Origin of the sequence: Limosilactobacillus galli (genome assembly GCF_947381495.1) — a bacterium.
GTDB classification, from domain to species: Bacteria; Bacillota; Bacilli; order Lactobacillales; family Lactobacillaceae; genus Limosilactobacillus; species Limosilactobacillus galli.
In genome coordinates this window covers 1-21,107 of record NZ_CANCWK010000007.1, presented here as the reverse complement: position 1 = coordinate 21,107, position 21,107 = coordinate 1, and the positions used below count along the sequence as shown (strand labels likewise).

18 protein-coding genes, 1 pseudogene and 1 riboswitch are annotated in these 21,107 nt (G+C 55.7%); of the genes and pseudogenes, 15 read left to right on the top strand and 4 right to left on the bottom strand.

All coding sequences use genetic code 11. The features are described from left to right. Positions 1-32: 32 nt before the first annotated feature. The 5 genes from mnmA (at position 33) to QOS10_RS02780 (ending at position 6,219) form a co-directional block, all read left to right on the top strand. Entirely contained in the window at positions 33-1,166 is a 1,134-nt protein-coding gene (mnmA, locus tag QOS10_RS02800) for a tRNA 2-thiouridine(34) synthase MnmA (protein WP_283593562.1), read from the top strand. Between the two features lie 113 nt (positions 1,167-1,279). Further along, positions 1,280-1,936 (top strand): histidine phosphatase family protein, encoded by a 657-nt coding sequence (locus tag QOS10_RS02795; protein WP_283593561.1) that lies wholly within the window; start codon positions 1,280-1,282, stop codon positions 1,934-1,936. A gap of 9 nt (positions 1,937-1,945) precedes the next feature. Then, positions 1,946-2,632, top strand: coding sequence for a tetratricopeptide repeat protein (locus tag QOS10_RS02790; RefSeq protein WP_408621530.1), 687 nt, complete (start codon positions 1,946-1,948; stop codon positions 2,630-2,632). Between the two features lie 24 nt (positions 2,633-2,656). Then, a complete protein-coding gene (gene recD2, locus QOS10_RS02785; RefSeq protein WP_283593559.1) occupies positions 2,657-5,155 on the top strand; it encodes an SF1B family DNA helicase RecD2 in 2,499 nt (832 codons plus the stop codon). Positions 5,156-5,241: 86 nt separating this feature from the next. Further along, on the top strand, positions 5,242-6,219 hold the full coding sequence (locus QOS10_RS02780) for a ribose-phosphate diphosphokinase (protein WP_283593558.1): 978 nt from the start codon (positions 5,242-5,244) through the stop codon (positions 6,217-6,219). Between the two features lie 93 nt (positions 6,220-6,312). Here the strand turns inward: QOS10_RS02780 and QOS10_RS02775 are convergent. The 4 genes and pseudogenes from QOS10_RS02775 to QOS10_RS02760 form a co-directional block, all read right to left on the bottom strand. Further along, positions 6,313-6,552: pseudogene (locus QOS10_RS02775) on the bottom strand (type II toxin-antitoxin system YafQ family toxin); the annotation flags it as partial. Between the two features lie 17 nt (positions 6,553-6,569). After that, positions 6,570-6,860: a type II toxin-antitoxin system RelB/DinJ family antitoxin gene (locus QOS10_RS02770; RefSeq protein WP_283593557.1), complete on the bottom strand. Its 291-nt coding sequence runs from the start codon at positions 6,858-6,860 to the stop codon at positions 6,570-6,572. Between the two features lie 188 nt (positions 6,861-7,048). Next, the gene (dapF, locus tag QOS10_RS02765; RefSeq protein ID WP_283593556.1) at positions 7,049-8,050 is read right to left on the bottom strand and encodes a diaminopimelate epimerase; all 1,002 of its coding nucleotides are present in this window, start codon (positions 8,048-8,050) and stop codon (positions 7,049-7,051) included. Between the two features lie 13 nt (positions 8,051-8,063). Next, the gene (locus QOS10_RS02760; protein ID WP_283593555.1) at positions 8,064-9,422 is read right to left on the bottom strand and encodes an aspartate kinase; all 1,359 of its coding nucleotides are present in this window, start codon (positions 9,420-9,422) and stop codon (positions 8,064-8,066) included. A 210-nt stretch (positions 9,423-9,632) separates the two neighbouring features. Continuing rightward, positions 9,633-9,814: riboswitch (Lysine riboswitch) on the top strand. A gap of 99 nt (positions 9,815-9,913) precedes the next feature. On the opposite strand from QOS10_RS02760, the gene lysA reads away from it, so the two are divergent. The 10 genes from lysA (at position 9,914) to QOS10_RS02710 (ending at position 21,029) form a co-directional block, all read left to right on the top strand. Continuing rightward, positions 9,914-11,227, top strand: a complete 1,314-nt coding sequence (gene lysA / locus QOS10_RS02755; protein ID WP_283593554.1) for a diaminopimelate decarboxylase — start codon at positions 9,914-9,916, stop codon at positions 11,225-11,227. Positions 11,228-11,268: 41 nt separating this feature from the next. After that, positions 11,269-11,979, top strand: coding sequence for a 2,3,4,5-tetrahydropyridine-2,6-dicarboxylate N-acetyltransferase (dapD, locus tag QOS10_RS02750; RefSeq protein WP_283593552.1), 711 nt, complete (start codon positions 11,269-11,271; stop codon positions 11,977-11,979). Positions 11,980-11,988: 9 nt separating this feature from the next. Then, positions 11,989-13,137, top strand: coding sequence for an N-acetyldiaminopimelate deacetylase (locus tag QOS10_RS02745; RefSeq protein WP_283593550.1), 1,149 nt, complete (start codon positions 11,989-11,991; stop codon positions 13,135-13,137). Between the two features lie 16 nt (positions 13,138-13,153). Then, positions 13,154-14,071: a 4-hydroxy-tetrahydrodipicolinate synthase gene (dapA, locus tag QOS10_RS02740; RefSeq protein ID WP_283593548.1), complete on the top strand. Its 918-nt coding sequence runs from the start codon at positions 13,154-13,156 to the stop codon at positions 14,069-14,071. Between the two features lie 16 nt (positions 14,072-14,087). Continuing rightward, positions 14,088-14,867 (top strand): 4-hydroxy-tetrahydrodipicolinate reductase, encoded by a 780-nt coding sequence (dapB, locus tag QOS10_RS02735; RefSeq protein ID WP_283593547.1) that lies wholly within the window; start codon positions 14,088-14,090, stop codon positions 14,865-14,867. A gap of 25 nt (positions 14,868-14,892) precedes the next feature. Continuing rightward, positions 14,893-15,951 carry an aspartate-semialdehyde dehydrogenase gene (locus tag QOS10_RS02730; protein WP_283593546.1) on the top strand — a complete coding sequence of 353 codons (1,059 nt, stop codon included), beginning with the start codon at positions 14,893-14,895 and terminating at the stop codon, positions 15,949-15,951. Positions 15,952-16,071: 120 nt separating this feature from the next. Then, on the top strand, positions 16,072-17,532 hold the full coding sequence (locus QOS10_RS02725; RefSeq protein ID WP_283593545.1) for a glycosyltransferase: 1,461 nt from the start codon (positions 16,072-16,074) through the stop codon (positions 17,530-17,532). Between the two features lie 151 nt (positions 17,533-17,683). Then, positions 17,684-19,006 carry an accessory Sec system glycosylation chaperone GtfB gene (gtfB, locus tag QOS10_RS02720; protein WP_283593544.1) on the top strand — a complete coding sequence of 441 codons (1,323 nt, stop codon included), beginning with the start codon at positions 17,684-17,686 and terminating at the stop codon, positions 19,004-19,006. A 149-nt stretch (positions 19,007-19,155) separates the two neighbouring features. Then, complete coding sequence (locus QOS10_RS02715; protein WP_283593542.1) at positions 19,156-20,682, top strand: LysM peptidoglycan-binding domain-containing protein; 1,527 nt, start codon at positions 19,156-19,158, stop codon at positions 20,680-20,682. 140 nt (positions 20,683-20,822) lie between these two features. Next, on the top strand, positions 20,823-21,029 hold the full coding sequence (locus tag QOS10_RS02710; protein ID WP_283593541.1) for a hypothetical protein: 207 nt from the start codon (positions 20,823-20,825) through the stop codon (positions 21,027-21,029). Positions 21,030-21,107 lie beyond the last annotated feature (78 nt).

The following is a 21,107-nucleotide window of genomic DNA, read 5'->3' as shown; positions in this document are numbered from 1 at the left end:
CAGAATCTATTTGAAATGATGGTGATGTAAAGATGACTGATCACAGTCATACACGTGTTGTTGTAGGAATGAGCGGCGGGGTCGACTCCTCCGTGACCGCCCTGTTGTTAAAGCGGCAGGGCTACGATGTCGTCGGGGTCTTCATGAAGAACTGGGACGATACCGATGAGAACGGGGTCTGCACCGCTACCGAGGACTACAAAGATGTAGCCAAGGTGGCCGCTAAGATCGGGATTCCATACTACTCGGTTAACTTCGAGAAGGAATATTGGGACCGGGTCTTCAAGTACTTCATCGCGGAGTACAAGAAGGGCCGGACGCCAAACCCGGACGTGATCTGCAACAAGGAAATTAAGTTCAAGGCCTTCATTGAGTACGCCAACCAGCTCGGGGCGGACTACGTGGCCACTGGTCACTACGCCGACCTCAAGCGGGATGAAGACGGCCGGATGCACCTGATGCGGGCTGCCGACCAGCACAAGGACCAGACCTACTTCTTGAGCCAGCTCGACTACCACCAGCTGGACAAGGTCCTCTTCCCACTGGCCCACTACACGAAGCCGGAGATCCGGAAGATTGCCAAGGAGGCAGGTCTCGCCACGGCCGACAAGAAGGACTCTGTCGGCATCTGCTTTATTGGTGAGGACGGTCACTTCCGTGAATTCCTCAGCCAGTACATCCCGGCTCAGCCCGGTAACATGGAGACGATCGACGGTAAGGTCGTTGGCCAGCACATGGGGCTGATGTACTACACGATCGGTCAACGCCGGGGCCTTGGCCTTGGTGGTAACAAGGAGAGCAACGAGCCATGGTTTGTGATCGGCAAGGACATCGACAAGAACGTCCTCTACGTCGGCCAGGGCTACCACAACCCGCACCTCTACGCAACCCACCTCGAAGCCAGTGATATTCACTGGGTTGACGACGTTGTCAGCCGCTACGGTCGCGACTTCCACTGTACAGCCAAGTTCCGTTACCGTCAAAAGGATGTCGGCGTGACTGCCCACATCTCCGAGGACGGTCAGCAGGTCACGGTGGAATTCGATGATCCTGCCCGTGCCATCACGCCGGGCCAGGCCGTTGTCTTCTACGACGGTGAGGAATGCCTGGGTAGTGCGATCATTGACCGGGCCTACAACCACGAACGTCAATTGCAATACGTTTAATTAAGTAAAGTAAATGGAGTCAGTTGCGGCTGGCTTCATTTATTTTTTAAGTCCAGATGAACAATCGCCCGATTTTTTGGTAAAATAGTAATCAAAAAGGTCTGCGATAAGTAATGACAAAAGTTTATCTAATCCGTCATGGAAAAACTCAATGGAATCTGGAATCCCGCTATCAGGGGGCACACGGTGACTCGCCGCTATTGGACAGCAGCTATCACGAGATTGAAATGCTCGCCAAGTCCCTGGCTGATGTGCCGATCGCGCACGTCTACGCGAGTCCGCTGAAACGGGCCCGGGTGACAGCGCAGAAGCTGATCGAACACCTCAACCGGCCCATCCCGCTGACCATCGACAGTCGACTCCGGGAATTCAACCTGGGGAAGATGGAGGGGATGCACTTCGCCGATGTTGAGGCCAAGTGGCCGGAAGCATTGCACAACTTCCGCCATCATCCCGACAAGTACGATGCTAAGCTGATTGAGAGTGAGAGCTTCCAGGAAGTTATCACGCGGGTTGGTTCCGCCATTAAGGAATTTTGCCAGCTCAATCCAGACAAGAACATCGTGGTTGTCTCCCACGGGGCAGCTTTGAATGCTACCATCAATGCGCTGGTGGGAACCCCACTGGCGCATTTGAAGGACCGTGGCGGGTTGAGCAATACCTCGACCACCATCCTGCAAACCAATGATGCTGAGCACTTTACGCTCGAACGGTGGAATGACACTTCATACCTGCACAAGACCAAAGTTGATCCAACGGACACAATTTAAGGGGTGAACATAATGGCAGAAAAAGATTTTCGTGAAGAAAAGAAGAAGGAAACAGAAAAGCTGGTTCACAAGCTGATCCAGGCGATTGACGAACACCCAGACAAGGTTAATAACTACTATGATCTGGGGTCCCTGCTGACCCGGCTGAATGATTACACCCAGGCTGAAGAACTGTTTATGAAGGCGCTGGGGATCTTCGAAGCGAAGGGCGACCAGGATGCCCAGGACCTGTTGAACTACGGGCTGGGGAACCTCTACTACGAGGTTGGCAAGGTCGACCGCGCCATCGAACTCTACAACAAGATCAAAGATGACAAGCGCAAGGCGGACTCCTACCTGATGCTGGCCCAGAGCTACATGAAGAAAGGGCAGCACAAGCAGGCGGTGGCATATGGCCTGACCGCCCACGAACTGCGCAAGGAAGACCCGGCCATTAACCAGGTGATCGGTGATTCCCTTCTGGCCCTCGGTGAATTTGCCAAGGCCAAGGAATACTATGACGCAATCCTGAAGCGGCACCCCGGCCGGGCCGATACCCAGTTCAACCGGGGAATCGTGGCCATGGTACTCGGCGAGCCGTACAAGGACTACCTTGCCCAGGCTAAGCAGCTGGACCTCAACTACTACCAGAAGAGTGAACAGCGCCTGTCTGACATCGAAAAGGCCCTGCAGGAAACCCAGGGAAAAAATAATTAATACTGTTTGGAAAGGATGACTTCAATGGCAGCTGAAATGGATTTATTTAAGACGCCCGCGGAGCCGTCTTTTTTTATTGGCCAGGTGCAGTCGGAAATTTTCACGAGTCCGGACTCCTTCTATAAGGTCCTGATCGTCTCGGTCGAGGAGGCCAACTTTGACTGGGATGCGCCGGAGATTACGGTTACCGGGAGTTTCGGCGACCTCAGCGACGACCAGACCTACCGTTTCGAGGGGCAATTAGTCGACCATCCCCGCTACGGTCGCCAGTTCCAGGCCCAGTCTTACCACGTCAACCAGCCGACCAGCCGGGAGGGGCTGATCGACTTCCTATCTGGTAAGCAATTCAGCGGGGTCGGCAAGAAAACTGCCGAGAAGATCGTCGATACGCTGGGGACGGACGCCATCGCCAAGATCAATCAGGACCCGCACGTGCTGGATGCCATTACCCTGCGCCACGGAGTTAAGCAATCAATCATTGAGAATCTCCAGGCCAGTCAGGGGATGGACCAGATCATCATCGGCTTGAACGACCTGGGTTTTGGCAGCAACCTCAGCAGTGCCATCTTTGATAAGTATGGGGATGAGACCCTCCACGTGATCCGGGAGAACCCGTACAAGCTGGTCCAGGACATCGACGGGATTAGCTTTAAGCGGGCCGATCAGGTTGCCGACCATCTGGGGATTACCCCGGACGACCCGCGGCGGATTACGGCGGCCATCTTCCAAAGCCTCGATGACCTGACCATGGAGACCGGTGATACCTACACCACGACTGGCCCCCTGCTCCAGCAGACCGCCCGGCTACTGAATGATGGCGGGCAGCGGCAGATCGCCGTTCCGACCATCTCGGACCAGATCGTATCCCTGGAGAAGAAGGACGCCATCAACTACGAAGACCAGCGGATCTACCCCGCAGCCCTCTACAAGGCGGAATGGCAGATTGCCGACCACCTGCACCGGTTGATGAACGCCCCCAAAGACCGCCTCGACCAGGAGACGGTTGACGAGACCGTCCGCAAGGTCAGTGTGCAGACGGGGATCAAGTACGACCCGGTCCAGGAAAGAGCCATCAAGACGGCGCTGAATAACAAGGTGATGCTGCTGACCGGGGGACCGGGGACTGGCAAGACCACCATTATCAAGGGGATTGTGGAGGCCTTCGCCCGGCTTCACCAGATCTCTTTAGACCTGGATGAGTATAAGGACAACTCCTTCCCGGTCCTGCTGGCGGCCCCGACCGGCCGGGCGGCCAAGCGGATGAGCGAAGCTACCGACCTGCCTGCCAGCACCATTCACCGGATGCTCGGCTTGAATGGCCGGGAGATGCCGACCGACATGAACGCCCGCGACATCAAGGGGTCGCTATTGATCATCGATGAAATGTCGATGGTCGACACCCTCCTCTTCAAGACCCTGGTCCAGGCCATTCCGACCGCGATGCACGTGGTTCTGGTCGGCGATAAGGACCAGCTGCCATCAGTCAGTCCCGGTCAGGTTTTCCATGACCTGCTCAGCTTCCCGGAGATTCCGCGGGTAGAGCTGACCAACATCCACCGGCAGTCAGCTGATTCAACCATCATCCCCCTGGCCCACGCGATCAAGGAGGGCCACTTGCCGCCGGATTTGACCAACAAGCTGCCGGACCGGTCCTTCGTCAAGTGCCACGCCGCTCAGGTACCCAGCATTATCCGCCAGATCATCGACCTGTCAGCCAAGCGGGGCTACACCGCCGCCGACGTTCAGATTCTGGCGCCGATGTACCGCGGCCAGGCCGGCGTCGACAACCTCAACCAGCTGGCCCAGCAGGCTTATAACCCGCCGAGCAAGGACAAGCAGGAGATTGAGTTCCGCGGCCAAGTCTTCCGGGTGGGGGATAAGGTCCTCCAGCTGGTGAACAGCCCCGAGAACAACGTCTTTAACGGTGATATCGGTCGGATCACGGCCGTGGAGACCGGGGCCAAGAAGGGCGGCAAGCGGACCGACACTATCATCATCGACTTCGATGGCAACGAGGTCAACTACGGCCGTCAGGAGTGGACACAGATCCGCCTGGCCTACTGTATCTCGATTCACAAGTCGCAGGGGAGCCAGTTCAAGATGGTCCTCCTACCCCTGGTCCGCCAGTTCAGCCGGATGTTGCAACGGAACCTGGTCTACACGGCAGTCACCCGGGCGGCCGAGAAGCTCGTCCTGATCGGGGAGCCGGCCGCGATGATGATGGCCACCCAGCACACCGGTGAGAACCGGCAGACATCGCTGTTGCAGCGTCTGACGACGGTTTGGCAACGCCACGACCAGCTGAAGTCACCGCTGGACCGGCCGGGCGAGCCCCAGATGCCGACTTCAGCAGCTGTGGAGACTTCACCGGCACCGGAAAAGCCCGCTGCTCCAGCACCCTCCACGCCTGTTGAGCAGCCGTCCGCAACCCCTGCGTCCACGATACTGACGGCTGCGATGATTAACAACCACGAGATCGATCCGCTGATCGGGATGGCGGGTATCACGCCGTATGACTGCTAGTAACGCAAATTTAACTTGATCGATCATTCATTTGTTGCGATAATGAAGGTGGATTTTTGTATTGACTTTACAAAGGAGCAAGAAACATGACGCAGATTAAAAACGCTGAGAACGTCCGCCTGTTTGCCTTAAATTCAAACCGCCCACTGGCCGAGAGCATTGCCAGTCGGATTGGCCTGCCATTGAGCAAGGCCTCCATCAGCCACTTCGCTGACGGGGAAATCAAGATCACGATTGACGAGAGTGTCCGTGGTTGCGAGGTTTACGTAGTTCAGTCCGTTTCCGACCCGGTCAACACCAACCTGATGGAATTATTGATCATGGTTGATGCTCTCCGTCGGGCCAGTGCCGCCAAGATCAACGTGGTAATGCCGTACTACGGCTATGCCCGTCAGGATCGGAAGGCGCGGAGCCGGGAACCAATCACCGCTAAGCTGATCGCCAACCTGCTGGAGATGGACCAGATCGACCGGTTGGTTACGATCGACCTGCACGCCGCCCAGGTTCAGGGCTTCTTTGATATTCCAGTGGACCACCTGCAGGCCACCAGTCTGTTCGCCAGCTATTGCGAGCAGCATGGCCTGACCGGTGATGACGTGGTCGTTGTTTCACCTGACCACGCCGGAGTGAGCCTGGCCCGGAAGTTCGCCGAACACATCAAGGCCCCAATCGCCATTGTCGACAACCGGGTTGATGAGGTCCGGGAACGGACCAAGCAGGAAGTTCCGGAATACGTCATTGGGGACGTTAAGGACCGGACAGCGATCGTGGTCGATGACATTGTCGATACTGGTATCCGGATGAAGCTGTCCGCCGCGGCCCTGGAGAAGTTCGGCGCTAAGAAGATCTACGGGATTGCCACCCACGCCGTCCTCTCCGGTGATGCGGTCAATACCCTGGAAAATTCTGGCCTGGAGAAGATGATCGTCACGGATACGATCAACCTGCCAGAGGAGAAGTGCTTCAGCAAACTGGTTCGGCTGTCCGTGGCTGACCTGCTGGCCGAAGCGATGGTGCGGATCCACAACCACCAGTCCATCGATACCCTGTTTAACCGTAAATAAATTTAAAGCACAAAAGCGCCTGTCACAGAATAGCGACGGGCGCTTTTGCTTATAATTAAGACTTATTTCTCGTGAGACTAATCCAATCTTTTTCTATTTCAACGTGCTATGAAACAGCTCATTATGACTTCCCACCCGAATTAAGCGAATTGATGGGTTAGTTTTATGAGGCATATAGATCACCAGCACATCAATCTTCCCAGCGGATAAATGATATTCGTAGCTGCCATTATAGTTTCCACCACGATTGTTTAAAATATGTGGTCGATATTCCGCATTAACAATCCCGTTGAGGTGCAACTGATTCAAAGTATTCATGAGATCATTAATTAATTTGGGGTGACGATACTTTAATCTTTATCCAAATAATTCTTAAGTTCATTCATATTATCGAAGCTTGGGGAGTCATCGGGAATGATACCTAATTCTTTTGCTTGGGCTGCTACTAAGGCTTTCTTAGTAGCTTCCGTTGGCTCATTTGATTCAGCCAGCACTTCAAATGGAACTTTTTTTTGAATAACCAATTGACGAGCAGCCAAGTTGAAGTATCCGTTAATGCTTAACCCCATGGAACTTAACTCCTTGGTTAGTTCTTTTTTTAGATCATCATCAAGACGAATAGTTGTTGGTGTTGTTTTCATATGATTCACCTCCATATGTATATCACTATAACATACTATTGAAATAAATTAGAATTTTACAGTGCGGTATGCAAATAGCCTCAAACGTCCGTAATTTTTTGACGTTTGAGGCTATTTGTGCTCACAGAGGCTCCCAGTAGCTAGCTTCACTTTAGAAGCGGCTGTTTCATTTCGTCTATTATTCGTAGTTAGTCGACAAGACCCAGCGTGGGCAGCTGGTCAACGAAGGCCTGGTAGGCTTTCTGCTCGCCAGTCTCAGTGATCTGGCAATCAGCGGCCTGAACGTTACCCTGGTGGAGGACCGCTTCATCGACCGCGATCCGGTGGGTGAAGGTGGCGTTCCCGATCAGCTCAATCCAGTACTCCTGATCCTGGTAGTGGACAATGGTCCGGACCTTGCCGCCAGGGTTGAAGACGTCGATTGGCTGGTCGAAACTGGCCTGGTCGGGGTGGAGGAGGACAAAGGCCAGGCTGGTGGCAGACATTCCGGTCCCGCAAGCATTGGTGAAGCCCACGCCCCGCTCATAGGTCCGCACGAAGAGCTGGTTTTGCCCGAGAATATGGGCAAAATTAACGTTCACCCCGTCGCTGAAGTAGGGGTTCTCCCCGTTCAGGCGGCGGCCGATCACGCCGAGGACGTCATCCTGGAGTGCGGGACGGTCGACGAAACTGATCAGGTGCGGGTTCGGCACGGCGATGGCGCTGAAACGTAGCTGGGGCCAGAGCTCTGGTGCGGGGGTGTCGAGCAGGCGGTCGTACCCCAGGTTATCAAAAGGCAGGGCCTCACGGTTGAAACGGACCGGGGAGATCTCGACGGCAAAGGCGGGGACCACGGCAGCCAGGTCGTCCTGCTTGCGGACACGGAGGCTGGCATCGATAGTATCGACCTTGAACTGGTCGCGGTGGTCCCGACCGGCGACGTAACGGGCCACCGTCCGCAGACCGTTACCGCACATGGCGGCCTCGCTCCCGTCAGCGTTGATTACCCGCATCTGGGCCTGGGAACCCTCACGGAACGGCTTGTCGACCACGAGGACGCCGTCAGCACCGCCCAGCAGTCCGGTCTTGGGGTCGGTGATGCGCTGGGTAAGCTGGCGGAGTTCGGGATCCGTCAGCGGCTGTGCGAGTCGGGTCTGGTCCAGGATGAAAAATTGGTTCTGGGAACCATGGACTTTGAGAAGGGTTGGCATATGAAATTCCTCCTTAGTTGACGAAGAAGCGGTGGTAGATGGCGCGAACCGCATCGTCGGCGTCGTCATCGTAGGTCCCGATCATGATGGAGATCCGGGAGGCCCCCTGGTTGATCATCGGCACGGCGATGTGGTGCTGGGCCAGTGGGGAGAGAATATCGTTGATGACGCCGATCCGGTTGCGCATCCCCTCGCCGACAACCATGGTGACGGCGTAGTTATCGATCCATTCGAGCCGGTCCGGGTTGACGGCTTCCTGGATTTCATTGGAGATGGTATCGATCAGCTGGTCGTTAACCAGGTTGCGGTCGAGGATGATGGTGATGTCATCGATCCCGGATGGCATGTGTTCATAGGGGATGTTGTGTTCAGCAAGGATCTGCAGGATGCGAAGGGTAAACCCGGTCTGCTTGTTCAGCAGGTACTTGTGGAGGTAGAGGGCCGCGAAGTGCTTGCCGCTGACAATCCCGGTGACAATGTCGCTCGGCTGGAAGCCCTTATCGGGAACGATCAGGGTGCCGGGTTTCTCCGGGTGCTGGGTGTTCTTGACGTTGATCGGGACGTTGCCTTCGATCGCGGGGATCAGGGCCTCGTCATGGAAGACCGAGAAGCCGGCGTAGGAGAGTTCCCGCATCTCCCGGTAGGTCATCCGGCTGATCGGCTGCGGGTTGTCGACAACGTTCGGGTTAGCCGCATAGATCGCGTCGACGTCGGTGAAGTTCTCGTACAGGTCGGCGTGCAGGCCCCGGGCCAGGATCGCCCCGGTGATGTCGGAACCCCCGCGGGAGAAGGTCGCAATGTGGCCGGCCAGGGTGATGCCGTAGAAACCAGGAAAGACCAGGAGCTCGCTCTGCTTGGCCGTGAACTGGTCGAGGAGGCTGTAGGTTTCGGGGATCACCGTGGCGTTGTTAGGCGTCCCGGTGACCCGAATTCCGGCCATCGTCGGGGTGACGAAGCGGACCTCGTAGCCCAGGTGCTTGAGGACCAGGGACATCAATTGAGCGTTGGAACGTTCCCCGTGGGCCTTGAAAGCAGCCAGGAGGTAATTATCGTTAGGGTACTTGCCATTGGGCAGGTTGCGCAGACGGTCGATAATCGGCTCCAATTGGTCATCGGGCAGATTGAAGTGGTTGGCAATTGCCTGGTAACGGACCACGATCTGGTGGAGCACGTCGTCATACGGCTTCTGTTCGATCACCCGCTGGGCATATTCGATCAGCAGATCGGTCACCTTAATATCGTCGGGATTCCGCTTGCCGGGCGCGGAGGTGACGATCACCCGACGCTCGGGATCGGCCGTAATAATCTTGATTGCTTGGGCAAATCCCTCGCCATCAGCTAGGGAACTGCCACCGAACTTAACTACTTTCATCTTCTCAAAACTCCTTTGAGCAATAATTAATAAATCACATTATTGCGAACGTATTTTAATCGAATTCTAACATGGAACTTAAAATAAGCAAGTGTAATTATCCAGCGACCTTTTAATATTAACGTTTTACTACATCTAATAAATTAAATAAAACCCATAAAAATTAATTTAGTCTATTGACTTTCTCATAATTTGGTATAAGCTAGAATCATAAATCGAAGAGGCGCAGCCAACACTAGTAGCTAACTGGAGCGATGCCAAGTATGGATGGTTAGTGAACAGGGCGGTTGCCGAAGCGCTCAGTCAGGCACGGCTGAGTTTGCTGGGGCGTGGTTGAATAAGCTACGGACTGTCGCAGGACAATAAGAGCCTGCGTTGCGCTATCGACAGATTAAATGGATAATAAATGGGATCCACTGTTTGTTCGCGCAAACAGTGGATTTTTTTAATAAGTCGATTCCCCGCCGCAAAAGCATTAGGAGGAATGACAGATGAATGAGCAATTAACTGAGAACCAGATTAACGCTGCTGGGCACCTGACAATTGGCGGCTGCGATGCCGTCGAACTGGCCCACAAGTACGGAACCCCGCTGGTCGTTTATGACGTCAGCAAGATCCGCGACCAGATCCGCCGATTTGAGAAGGTCTTCGCCGCCAACCACGTCGACTACGCGGTCAGCTACGCCAGCAAGGCCTTCGCAGCAATCGCCATGTACCAGGTGGCCGCAGCGGAGGGCGCGCACACCGACGTGGTCTCCGACGGGGAACTCTACACGGCGATCAAGGCCGGCTTTCCGATGGACCGGGTCAGCTTCCACGGCAACAACAAGTCACGCGAAGAGCTCGAGATGGCTATCCGTCATCACGTCGGCGTGATCATCCTGGACAACTTCCACGAGATTGACCTCTTGGCCGACCTGTTGGAAGAAAACGATGCCCAGATCAAGGTCATGCTTCGGATCACCCCGGGGATCTCGGCCCACACCAATAAGTACATCCAGACCGGTCAGGTTGATAGCAAGTTTGGCTTTGACCTGCAGTCCGGTCAGGCGGATGAAGCACTGGAGAAGGTGCTGGCCAACCCGCGGATAGAAATGCTCGGGTTGCATGCCCACATCGGTTCGCAGATCTTTGAACTGGCCGGCTTTGAAGGGGTTGCCGATAAGCTGGTTGAGGTAGCCGCTCACTGGCAGACCAAGTACGGCTACCAGGCCCTGGTCATCAACGTGGGCGGGGGCTTTGGGATCCGCTACGTCAGCGCCGACCACCCACTCATGCCGGAAGACTTTGTGGACGCGATTATCAAGGCGATCAAGCAGACGATTGCCAAGACGAACCTGGCAATGCCGGCGATTTGGATTGAGCCGGGCCGGTCGATCGTTGGTCCCGCGGGTTACAACCTCTACACGGTTGGTTCCCGCAAGGACGTTCCGGGACTGAAACCGTACGTGACCGTTGACGGGGGGATGGGCGACAACATCCGGCCAGCCCTCTACCAGGCTAAATATGAAACGGTCCTGGCTAACGATCCCCAGACCCCAATCAAGGAACACGTTCGCCTGGCCGGCAAGTATTGCGAGTCCGGTGACATTCTGAGTCAGGACCAGGGGCTGCCGGCTACCAAGCCGGGCGACGTCCTGGCAATGCTGGACACCGGGGCTTATGGCTACTCAATGGCCTCCAATTACAACCGCAACCCGCGGCCGGCAGTGGTCTTTGTCGAGAACGGGCACGATCAGCTGGTAATTGAGCGTGAGAGCTACGCCGATCTGGTTCGTCTGGACCGGCCATACCAACAACAGTAATTATTTATTCCTTATTTAATATGTAGAAAGAGGTTATCCACATGGCAGAATTAGACGCACAAGCAATTATTAACTACATCGGCAACGCTCCCAAGAAAACACCCGTTAAGGTTTACCTACGCGGGGACCTGGCGGGGTTGGAGTTCCCGGCTGGGGTTCAGCACTTCACCGAGGGCCACAGCGGGGTAATCTTCGGTGATTGGTCCGTTGTCAAGCCTTTCCTTGGCCAGGCCAAAGACAAGATCGCAGATTACCACATTGAAAACGACGCCCGCAACTCCGCCGTTCCGTTGCTGGACCTGAAGGGGATCAACGCCCGGATCGAACCGGGGGCCATCATCCGTGACAAGGTCCTGATCGGTGACAATGCCGTCATCATGATGGGGGCCACGATCAACATCGGGGCGGAGATCGGCGCCGACTCCATGATCGACATGGGGGCTATCCTCGGTGGCCGGGCCATCGTCGGCAAGCACTGCCACATCGGTGCTGGCACCGTCCTGGCCGGGGTGGTCGAACCTGCTTCTGCTCAGCCGGTCCGGATCGATGACAACGTCCTGATTGGCGCCAACGCCGTGGTGATTGAAGGGGTCCACGTCGGCGAAGGGGCCGTGGTTGCCGCCGGGGCCATCGTCACCCATGACGTTGCCCCGCACACCATGGTAGCTGGGGTTCCTGCCAAGTTCATCAAGAACGTTGACCAGCAGACCGAGAGCAAGACGGCGCTCGAAGACGACCTCAGAAAGCTGTAGGATGAGCAGATGTTAACGGAAGAACAACTGATTCAAGTGCGGCGCCACCTCCACGAGATTCCAGAGCTGGCGTTGCACGAAACGCAAACGCATGACTACCTATTAAAGGTAATCAAAGAATTCAACCAGGATAACCTAGAGATCCGAGTGCCGGAAGAACTGCCGACCGCGATCCTGGTCCTGGTTCACGGGAGCGCCCCGCAGCGGACGATCGGTTATCGAACCGATATCGACGCCCTGCCGGTGACGGAGCAGACGGGCCTGCCGTATGCCTCCCACCATCCCGGCGTCATGCACGCCTGCGGGCATGATATTCACATGACCGTGGCTCTGGGGGTGCTGAGCTACTTCAGCGACCACCAGCCCAAGGACAACCTGCTCTTCTTCTTCCAACCGGCGGAAGAGAGTGACTATGGCGGCAAGCGGGCCTACGAGGCCGGAGTCTTCGCCGGCAAGTGGCGGCCCGATGAATTCTATGGCCTGCACGATAACCCCGACCTGCCCGCCGGTGCGATCGGCTGCCGGATGGGGACCCTGTTTGCCGGGACCACCGAGGTCAACGTCGACATCAACGGGAAGGGCGGTCACGCCGCCTACCCGCAGGATGCCAACGACACCGTGGTCGCCGCGGCCAGCCTGATCATGCAGGTCCAGACGATCATCTCCCGGAATATCGACCCGATCGCCAGCGGGGTGATCACCCTGGGCAAGGTCCGCGGGGGCACGATCCGAAACGTCATTGCGGGCCACACCCGCATTGAGGGGACGATCCGCGGCCTGACCCAGAAGATGATCGAGCACATCGACCACCGCCTGCAGGCCGTCTGTGACGGGGTCGCCGCCAGCTTTGGACTGGAAGTCAAGCTGGGGCTCAACCAGGGCGGCTACTGGCCGGTTGAAAATAATCCCGAACTGACCCGTCGCTTCATCGACTACATGCAGCAGGCTCCGGACGTTAACTTCATCGAGACTGCGCCGGCGATGACCGGTGAGGACTTCGGCTATCTGCTGGCCCAGTTCCCCGGGACGATGTTCTGGCTTGGGGTCGAGGATGATTCACAACTCCACTCGGCAACCCTGACGCCTAACGAGGACGCCATCCAGAAGGGTGTCGATGCGATTACCGGTTTTCTGAACTACCGGATGCAAGAGAATTAATTGGAGGATAATAATTATGACAACTTTACAAGACGCAGATTTACTGACCGCAATCGTAACGCCATTTGACGGCGACAACCATATCAACTTTGACAGCCTGAAGAATTTGACCAACCACCTGATCGAATCCGGCAGCAACGGCTTCGTCATCGGGGGGACCACGGGTGAAACCCCAACCCTCTCTCATGATGAGAAGATCCAGCTCTACCAAGGCTTCGGCAAGATTGTCGACGGCCGCGTTCCGGTCATTGCGGGGACGGGTTCCAACAACACCCAGGAGACGATCGACTTCACGAACGAGGTTGCCGCTATTGGTGGCATCGATTACGCCCTGGTCGTTGTGCCGCCGTACAATAAGCCGAACCAGCGGGGGATGATCGCCCACTTCACCGCCGTGGCTGACCAAGTCAAGATTCCAATTATTATCTACAACATTCCGGGCCGGACTGGGGTCAAGATGGACGCCGAAACCGTCGTGGAACTGTCTCAGCACCCGAACATCGCCGGGGTCAAGCAGTGTGCCTCCCTCGAAGAGATGGAATACATCATTGAACACGCTGCTGATAACTTCGCAATCTTCTCCGGTGAGGACGCCCAGGCATTGACGGCTCGTGTCCTCGGGGCCAACGGGGTTATCTCCGTGGCTTCCCACTGCTACACCAAGGAAATGCGGCAGATGTACGACCAGCTGTACGTCGGCAACTACCAGAAGGCCGGTCAACTGCAACGTCTCCTGACCCCGAAGATGGCCGCTCTCTTCATGTACCCATCACCATCACCGGTCAAGGCCGTACTGAACGCCCAAGGCTTCAACGTTGGCGGCTGCCGGCTACCAATCCTCTCCTTAAATAACGAGGAGAAGCACGCCCTGGAAAGCGCCCTGGATCTGCCAGCCGGCTCCCTGAGCACCCAAGACCTGCCACAGGACTTGTAAAAGGACGGTGATAAGCATGAAGAAAGTTTTGATTGCCGGTGCCGCCGGTGCGATGGGACAGAAGGCCGTGGAGCTGGTCAACTCCCTGCCCGATGTCCAACTGACGGCCGTCCTGGCACCCTACCTGGTCGCGGACCAGGCTGCTCAGTATCACCTGGACGCCACGGTGAAGGTCTACCACCAGCTGGCTGACATTGAAAACGGCGTTGCGGATGTCTGGATCGACTTTACCCTGCCGGATGCCGTCTACGAAAACGTCAAGTTTGCCATCCAGCACGGGATGCGGCCGATCGTCGGCACGACCGGGCTGACTGACGATCAGGAAGAGGAACTGGTCCAGCTCAGCGACCAGCAGCACCTGGGCGGCCTGATCGCCTCGAACTTCGGGATGTCCGCGGTTCTCTTGATGAAGTTTGCCAAGGAGGCCGCGGTCTACTTCCCGGACGTTGAGATTATTGAAATGCACCACGCCGACAAGAAGGATGCCCCATCCGGGACGGCCCTGAGCACGGCCAAGCTGATCGACCAGGTGCGTGAAGAACACGAGACCAGTCCCGATGAGCAGGAGAGCTTGCCAGGGTCCCGCGGCGGTGACTACCACGGCATCAAGATCCACGCCGTCCGCCTGCCGGGCTACATCGCCCATGAGCAAGTCCTCTTCGGGGGTGCCGGCGAGGCGCTGACCATCCGGCAGGACTCCTTTGACCGTCAGTCCTTCATGAGCGGGGTCAAGGTTGCATTAGAGAAGATTGACCAATTGGACCACCTGGTGATTGGCCTGGAGAATATCCTTTAGCACAGAGAGAAAGAAGAATTGTCATATGAGTAAGGAATATAATGTCGCAATTTTAGGGGCCACCGGTGCGGTTGGTACCCGCATGATTCAGCAGCTGGAACAATCAACCATCCCGGTCAAGAGCCTGAAGCTTCTGGCCTCCAGCCGGTCTGCCGGTAAGCAGCTCCAGTTCAAGGGCCAACCGATCACGGTCGAGGAGGCCACTCCGGATTCCTTTGCGGGGATCGACCTGGTCCTGTCATCTGCTGGTGGGAGCGTCTCGAAGAAGCTGCTGCCGGAAGCGGTCAAGCGCGGCGCCGTCTGTGTCGATAACACCAGTGCCTTCCGGATGGAACCGGATGTGCCGCTGGTCGTCCCTGAGGTTAACGAAGCGGCATTGAAGAACCATCACGGAATCGTGGCCAACCCGAACTGCTCAACCATTCAGATGGTCGTGGCCCTGGAACCAATCCGCAAGGCGTTCGGCCTCAAGCAGGTCATCGTCTCGACCTACCAGGCTGCTTCCGGTGCCGGTCAATCGGCCCTGAATGAACTGAAGCAGGAAGCCCAGGACTACCTGGACGGCAAGGACATCCAAGACGATGCCGAGATCCTGCCAACCAAGGGGGACAAGAAGCACTATCCGCTGGCCTTCAACCTCCTGCCGCAGATCGATGTCTTTGAGGACAACGGCTACACCCATGAGGAATGGAAGATGATCCACGAGACCAAGAAGATCATGCTGGGCGATATGAACGCCAAGGACATCAAGGTCACCGCTACCTGTGTCCGGGTTCCTGTGCCGATTGCCCATGGGGAAACGGTCTACTTCACGGTCGATGACCCAAGCGTGACCGTGGACCAGCTGCGGGAAGCTTTGAAGGGGGCTCCGGGTGTGGTTCTGCAGGATAACCCTGCTCACCAGGTCTACCCGCAACCACTGAACGCCGTTGGCAAGCGCGACACCTTCGTCGGTCGTCTGCGGGCTGACGAGGAGAACCCCGGCTCCTTCAACATGTGGGTCGTGGCTGATAACCTCCTGAAGGGGGCCGCCTGGAACACGGTTGAAAATGCTGAATGCCTGGTTAAGGATAATCTCATCTAAATGCATAAAAAATCGTCACTTTCTTAACAGAGAGTGGCGATTTTTTCGTAATGGAAGCACTTTCGAATACACAAATGATGAAATAATCATATGTTAAACAAAATTATTTTTTCTTATTGATTGTATAAGGCAATAGAGGGCCAAACGGGACCCCTTGCTGATCAAGCTGCGGCTAGTTTGGCTGTCTCATCACCAGCTTCTTCAGCAGTCAAGAATAATTCGCAAAGTAATGTAGCAACGAATGTATCGATTGGTTTAACACAAAATAATCAGCCGATTGCCCAAGCCTACCGCACCAAGATCCTCAAACGTCTGGGGATTCCAGCCAAATTTATCTTTTCTAATATTCTCCCTGCTAATAACCTTGAGGCCCTGGCGAGCAACCTGGGTCTGGATGACGACCAGATCATCTGGCTGTACAATTTCTTCACCGACGTCAAGATCGCCCCGACAACCTACCGCCTGCAGGAATTTGAGCAACAACTGGCCCCAGGCTTTACCAAAAAGGTTCTGGATGGCGGCCAGCGGGTCCAGTACGCCTGTGGGGAAGTGATGGCTGAGGCCCGAGTGGTGAACCCCAAGCAGCAGACGATTGACCGGGTACTCTATTTCCACCAGGGTCACCTGATCCAGGATGACTCCTACTCCTACGTTCGCTATGCCAGCACCTACTACTATGGTCGTTCTGAGCAGAATCTCATCGTGGCCCGGGACTTCTACAATGAGGATGGCAGTCTGGCCTACACGCAACACTTCAATAATGGTCAGGAGACATTTGAATTTGCTGATCACCGGATTCTGCCGTCCAAGGATGCCCTCTACCGGGAGATGTTGCGGCGACTGGACTTTAAGCCGGGCGACGTCATCATGATGGACCGCCTGGATGAGGACAAGCAACTGGCGAACGGGGAGCTGATCATGGAGAATCACGGCCCGGCCAAGCTGGTCGTGCCGATCCACGCCGACCACTATGTTCCGACCAGCGGGAATAATGTCCTGTGGAACGAGTACTACGAGTATCAGTTTAGCCACGCGGAGGATATCGATTGCTTCCTGTTTTCGACGGCTAAGCAGCGCGACCTGTTTGTGCAGCAGCAGGTGGCGTTTAATCACTGCCGGCCGCAGAGTGCGGTGATCCCGGTGGGCAGCCCTAAGCAGCTGCGCCATCCGGCCGAGCCGCGGCGGCCATTCTCGCTGATCACGGCCTCCCGCCTGGCCCCGGAGAAGCACCTCGATTGGCTTGTCCGGGCGGTGATTGAGGCGCGGCAGACGCTGCCGGAGTTGACCCTGGACATCTATGGTCAGGGGGTGGACTACGCGAAGCTGCAGAAGATCATTGCGGACGCGCACGCCGCAGATTATATTCACCTGAAGGGACAGCAGGACCTGACCACGATCTATCCGCAGTACGCGGCCTACGCCTCGGCCTCGACGGGGGAGGGCTTTGGGCTGAGCCTTCTGGAGGCGATCGGTGCGGGCTTACCGCTGGTGGGCTTCGACGTGCCATATGGCAACCAAACCATGATCGACGATGGTCGTAATGGCTACCTCCTGGACTACAAGGGTGGCTGGACCGATTAGTAAAAGGTACACCAGCTGGCCCAGGGGATCATCCGCCTCTTCAGCCAGGAGTCGCTGGCGCCGTTCCGGCAACACTCCTACCAGCTGGCGGAATCCTACCTGGACAGCAATGTTGGCAAGCAGTGGCAGCAGTTCCTAAGGGGGCTGAGTAATGATTAATTTATTTGAAAAGTTTGACCAGGCGTCCGCGGACCTGCTGGCGTCTCAACGACGGGCTGGAATCGAGCTTCCTGCCGTGGTGAGGGCCGATGATGGCTTCCTGCCTGCCGATATTGATTCACCGTGGCGGACGTTGGGCCACTTTGACGAGGGCCGGCCGGGACTGTATTTCGACCACCTGCCGGTTCCGCGGTACTGGCGCGTTATCGGTGATCAGTACCAGGCCGGCGTTTATCACCAGAGCAGGAAGCAGGCCAACATTGAGTATTGGCATCAGGATAACCGGCGGATCGTCAAGGCGGTCCAGTGGTTGGACACAGCTGGGGGCTACCAGTGGGTCGACCACTACAATCATTGGGGCTACCGCTTTGCCCAGACCATCTATGACCATGGGCAGGCGGTGCTCCGGAAGTACTTTGCAGGCGATGGGCACCAGTATGCCTTCCGCAACCTGCTCAACGGCTTCCTGATTCTGGATGACCGTGACCAGTGCTACTGCTTTAGTACGGCAACGGATTTCTGGCGCTTCTACCTGGAGCGGCAGCGCTACGACCTGGATCGGGTACTGTACAATACTCTGAACCAGTCTTACCAGGTATCATTGAGCCTGGCCGGGGCAGGGGCGGATACCCTGTTCTGGCACGAACCGCTGACTGGTGAGGTGCCGGGGAACATGCGGTATTTAATGACAGCAGCGACCCGCACTAAGCACATCGTCTTTCAGCACTACCGGGATTGGCACCAGCGGGCGGTACAGCTATCCAGCGACAATGTTGATTTTCACTACCTGGGAATGATCTACCCAGAGCGGCGGCAGAATCTGGGGCGGGCACGGGCCCTGATTGTCACCAATTCGGACCAGCTTGAGCAGCTCCAGACGATTGTGACGGTCCTGCCAAAGGTCCATTTCGATATCGCCGTCCTGATGGCCATGTCGGCTAAGCTGCTGGCGTTCGGGGAGCACGACAACGTGACGATCTATCCTAATATCAGCCTGTCCCGTCTCGAGGCACTCTTCGGTGACGACGACATCCTGCTCGACATCAACTATGGTGACGAGGTGCTGGACACGGTGCGGCGGGCCTTTGAACAGGATATGCTGATTCTGGGGTTTGACTCGACCATCCATCAGGACCAGTACGTTGCCCTGCAGAATACCTTCTCCAAGGGGGCTGGCCAGTCGCTGGTCCACCGGATTCAGCAGGCCCTGACTGATCCAGCGGTCATCAATGAGATGGTTCAAAAACAGCGCCTTGAAGCGGGAATGGTGACACCGGATGACTATCGCCGTGTATTTGAACTCCTGACAAAATAGCCGTTATCAGTGAATCTGTCCAGCTAGTTTCAAAATTTGACCAGATGTTCGCTATACTATTGATCCAAATGATGCTACAGTTAATACTGTATGATTAACTAATTTATTAATTTTTGTATAAAATGATTCTTAGGAAGGAAGTTTTGCTTATGGTAAAACGAGCACACCATCGTTCAGCTGTTCGTCACGTGTTGGCAGGGACAATTGGTACCTTAGGAGCACTTGCGGTATCAACCCAGGTTGCTAGTGCCAACCACGTTATTGTTAAGGCGGGGGATACTGTCTGGAAGATCGCCCAAGAGCATCACGCCACCGTCTCCGATTTAGAAAATGCTAATGCTAACACTATCAAGAAGGTCAGCGATAGTGTCGACCTGATCTACGCTGGCCAACAGCTGACACTTCCAGGCAACGATACGACGATGCAGGCGGACGAGAATGGCCGCTACACCGTCAAGCCCGGTGATACCTTAAGCAAAATCGCGCAAAACTTCCATGTTTCTGTTGCTACGTTGATGGCATGGAACGGTCTGACCAGTGACCAGCTTTACATCGGCCAGCAATTGATTGTTAATGGTCAAGGTGCCGTGGTTGCCCCAGCTGCACCGGTTGTCAGCTCACCAGTTCCAGCGGTCAATGCTGCTTCTGCTGCTAGCGTTGCGCCAGCAGTTAGTGCCGCACCAGAGGACGCTCAGCAAATGACGACGGATGCTGCCGCAACGCAGACGCCGGTTCAACCTGCTGGTGCCGTTCAATCAGCTAATGCGGACCAACAATCTGACGCAACCGACACCGCCAGCGCCAACGGTAATACCGTAAGCAGCACCGTAGATACCACTAACACCAGTGCTGTTTCTGCACCGCCAGCCAGTGCCTCTGTTGCTACCCAAATGACGGAAGCTGCTGCCACTAACAGTGCTAGTGCGGTTGCCTCAGACGCACCTGCAGCCAGTCAGGCAAATACGGTTTCAGCTTCAACCGTCGCCTCAGATGCCGCTGCATTTGCAACGTCAGAATCAACTTCCTCAGCATCAAGGACGTCAACAGCAGATACCACCGCACCGGTTGCTTTAGCCACGCCGGTATCATCAGTAGCACCTGCTGCTTCGGCTTCTGTTGCTCCAGCACCGACGACACCTGCATCTGCTACAGCTTCCGCAACTCCACAACCGGTTGCTTCTCAGGCTGTCTCAAGTGCTACCCAGACGCCGGCTTCCCAAGCTCAGGCAACTAGCCAAGCTCCAGCCCAGTCTAGTCAGGCGGCAACTCCAGCGCCTGCTCAGCCGCAAAGCAGCGCCAGCCAGGACCTTCAATCCGGCTCCGTTGTCAGCCTGGCAGTGAAGATTGCCAACACCAACAGTGTTCCTTACGTTTGGGGCGGTTCTTCACTGAGCGGGATGGACTGCTCCGGTCTGGTTGACTACGTTTACGCCAACGCTGAAGGCAAGCAGTTGCCGCATAACACGGTTGCACTGGAGAGCCAGGTCAACCAGCACGCGGTTAGCGAGGCTCAGCCTGGTGACATCCTCTTCTGGGGTCAGCACGGTTCAACCTACCACTGTGCAATCTACACCGGTAACAACCAGTTCGTTGCTGCTGCTCACCCGGGAACCAACGTGGCTTCCTACACGATCAGCCCGTACTTCGAACCAAGCTTTGCCGGGACGGTTAAGTAAAATTAAAGAATTATCACCAGAAAGTAACAGAAGTGTAACGTTTTAAGGGTTAACTTTTTCGATAAAGCATGATACCGTATTTGTATTGCAATTTGTTAATTGCTTTAAATATTTACTAAGTTGATTTTGGAGTGTTTAAAGTGAGTAATAAACATGAGATCGAAGAAGAATTAAATCAAGCCCAGGCCCGGTTGGATGCCCTCTGCCAGAATGAGGCAACGGCCGATGATCACAACGGGCAGACGGTGACTGTTCAGCCGACCTGCGGTGATGAGATGCAGTCCTTGCGTGAGGAATGCAGCTACCTGGAGATCATCCTTGAAGCGATGGAAGCTTCTGAAGACTAATAAAAAGGGGCTGTGACAAAAGTCCCTTGAAATAAAAGAACCATTCGGAATTTCCAAAGAAATTCTGAATGGTTCTTC